This is a genomic window from Streptococcus parasanguinis, from assembly GCF_001578955.1.
Lineage (GTDB): Bacteria > Bacillota > Bacilli > Lactobacillales > Streptococcaceae > Streptococcus > Streptococcus parasanguinis_U.
In genome coordinates this window covers 323,114-326,002 of sequence record NZ_KQ969690.1, presented here as the reverse complement: position 1 = coordinate 326,002, position 2,889 = coordinate 323,114, and the positions used below count along the sequence as shown (strand labels likewise).

The following is a 2,889-nucleotide window of genomic DNA, read 5'->3' as shown; positions in this document are numbered from 1 at the left end:
CCTTGGCCCTACTGCTGGTTTCCTCCTCTTCTTCCCATTCCGAGCATGGATCACGTCTCTATTTACCAATGCTAAATCCAGCGTGCTGACCATTTTCCTTGCTAATTTGTTCAGTAGTATTCTTCTCTTTGTAGCTGGAGCTATCGGCTTTATGTTGGTCACGCATACCGATATCCAAAAAGCATTTGCTTTGGTCGTTGCTCCCTTTATCCTTGCCGACCTCATCAAACTGATCATCATCACGATCACCAGCAAGGCAATTTTTGCCAGCCTCAAACACCACTGGTATTTCAAATAAGATACAAAGGGTACAAACATACTAAAATAAGCAACATCTGAACACAGTTGTTGCTTTTTGTTGTAGGAATATCTCTTCAATTGAACTACTTTTATAATGGATGACTGTTTCATAGAAGAACCTTCTATCTACCCTCCTTCCTTTATTTTTCCTTATAAAGAACTCTCAAGATCAGTAACTGTGTTAGCAAAATCCAGATGATCAGAATAGTGAAGTCAAAAAATGAGACGGGACCATGACTATAGACACTAGCTCGTAGGAGGTTGACAGAAGGGACAAAAGGAAGAACATGGTAGAGATGGTTTATCCAATCTGGAAGACGACTTGCTGGGTACATAATTGGCGAAAACATCAAACCGATCATAAGAATTAACTGAGACATCAACGTGACAATATTGGGAGAAAAAGTATAGGCAATGGCAAATCCAAGACTGATCATTGTAAGACAGATAAGAAATAGGATGAAAACAGCCAGAACAGATACATTTAGGCGGACAGAAAAACGAAAATATCCCAGTATAACAGAAATGAACACTCCAGGTAAAATAGCAATCATCCACATCCAAAGATCTGCTAAGGAAATCAGAATTCGAGGTATTGGAAGGGCTCGTACATAGTCTACATGTCCTTCTGACTTCGCATTTGCTATAACAGGTGATGAGATAGTACAGCCAATAGAAATAATTCCTATCAGAACTGAACCAGAAGAGAGATAGTAGGCAGCTGTCGTATCAATTTTACCTATCACCAGTGGATAACCAAAAAGAAGTGAAATGGATAACAGAACCTGAGCTAGCGTAAAGAGTAGAAATAGATCTTTTTGACGAAGATAGTTCCAACGAAGTAAGTAAAAAAATTGAGTCATATCAGTTTGTCAACTCCTCTCTATAAAGATCTGAAATGGATATGTTTTTCTGAGTAAGTGACAGATTGAAAATATTCTTTCTATCCAATTCCTGTGTGATTTTTGGTAGCAGTCTCGTTAGCTCCTTCTCTTCTATTTCAATCTGGCAGATCGAACCATTGATAATGGTGTAATCTTGAAATAGAGCTAAGCTGTCTTTATTCCTAAACTCAAAAGATATTTGATACTGTTTTTGATAGGTTATTTGCTGAACTGGTCCTGATTTGATTAACTTCCCATGGTTAAATAAGGCATAGTTGTCAGCATATTTTTCAACTTCTAAGAGATTATGCGTCACGATAATAATGGTATGACCTTTATGCGCTAGCTTCTGTAATAATTGCCATTGTTTTTCACGACGTATTGGATCAACATCGTTCGTGGGCTCATCAAGAAGAATAATGATCGGAGATCCGATCAAAGCCATTGCAAAAGAAGTTAGACGTTTTAAACCGCCTGAGAGATCCTTTCCTTGTTTTGCCCGGTACTCCTTAATTTCCAAGTCGATTAGGAGCTGATCCATTTCCTTTTGTAAATCTAAGCTGTTTAATCCTCTCATTCTTCCAAGCATTTCTATGTTTTGTTCCACCGTCAATTTCTCAAGTGGTGCATACTGTTGCGACATATAGCTCATCATTGAGCGAGCTTGTTTACGATTCTGTACAAAAGAAATGTCTCCATAGCATACATCTCCTTTATCGGGTTTGGTAAAACCAATCATTTGATTTAAGAGGGTGGACTTACCAGCACCATTATGTCCTAAAAAGGCTGTAATTTTAGCAGCTTCTATTTCTAAGGAAATATGGTTATTAGCAAAATGTTGCTTATCGAATGATTTTGTCAAATCTTTAATAGTCAGTGTCGCAAATGTCTTCATCTTATCACTCAAAACTGAGAAGATTGTCCCAGCTTCCTTCATTTTTGATAAGATTATTGTATAATAAACATATGACTTTCCATGGTTTACGTCATGATTTACCATTTAAGTGTCATAATTAGCCAACTCAATTTGATAAGGGGGACTTATGTTAAACGTCGTTATTTGTGATGACTCAACTAGAGATGCTAGTCAGTTAGAACAGTATTTACTTTCTTACGACAAGGTTCCTGTAGAAACAAAACTATATACAAATCCACAAAAAATGCTAGAACAGTTAACAAGGGATACACATTGTGTTTTTTTGGATATTGATATGCCACAAATTACTGGAATTGACCTTGCACGTGAAATTCGTCAGTTCAATCCTTTTATCCCCATTATTTTTGTGACCAGCTATCGAGATTACATGGAACAAGTATTTGAAGTACAGACTTTTGATTACTTAGTAAAACCCATTGAACCCCAAAGGTTAAATAAGGTAGTAGATAGGATCTTGCGTTATTTAGATCTAGGACAAACCATCTTTAACTTCTCATTTGGAAAACAAAGTTACTCTATTCCTTTAAGTGACATTACCTATTTTGAAAAAGATAAGCGTTCCGTTTTTATTTACACACTAGCAGATACCTATAAGTCCTTACTGAAAACTCAAGACATTTTAGATAAACTACCTGATTATTTTATTCAAATTCATGCTTCTTATATTGTAAATCCCAAATATATCAAAGATTTTGATGCGAAAACAGTAACTATTTTGCTAAATGGAACCGAGGAGCATTCACTTCCAATTAGTCGTAAGTTCCAGTC

General features: G+C 36.4%; 4 protein-coding genes. 2 read left to right on the top strand and 2 right to left on the bottom strand.

Annotation, left to right across the window (positions count from 1 at the left end):
• Positions 1 to 298: biotin transporter BioY (locus SPADD19_RS12625; protein WP_241496481.1), on the top strand; the 298-nt coding region annotated here is incomplete at its 5' end.
• Between the two features lie 142 nt (positions 299 to 440).
• Here the strand turns inward: SPADD19_RS12625 and SPADD19_RS05410 are convergent.
• Together SPADD19_RS05410 and SPADD19_RS05405 are read right to left on the bottom strand one after the other, a co-directional pair.
• Complete coding sequence (locus tag SPADD19_RS05410; RefSeq protein WP_061455454.1) at positions 441 to 1,163, bottom strand: ABC transporter permease; 723 nt, start codon at positions 1,161 to 1,163, stop codon at positions 441 to 443.
• A 1-nt stretch (position 1,164) separates the two neighbouring features.
• Positions 1,165 to 2,121: an ABC transporter ATP-binding protein gene (locus SPADD19_RS05405; protein ID WP_061455590.1), complete on the bottom strand. Its 957-nt coding sequence runs from the start codon at positions 2,119 to 2,121 to the stop codon at positions 1,165 to 1,167.
• A 106-nt stretch (positions 2,122 to 2,227) separates the two neighbouring features.
• On the opposite strand from SPADD19_RS05405, the gene SPADD19_RS05400 reads away from it, so the two are divergent.
• On the top strand, positions 2,228 to 2,889 hold a 662-nt coding region (locus SPADD19_RS05400), incomplete at its 3' end, for a LytR/AlgR family response regulator transcription factor (protein ID WP_061455453.1).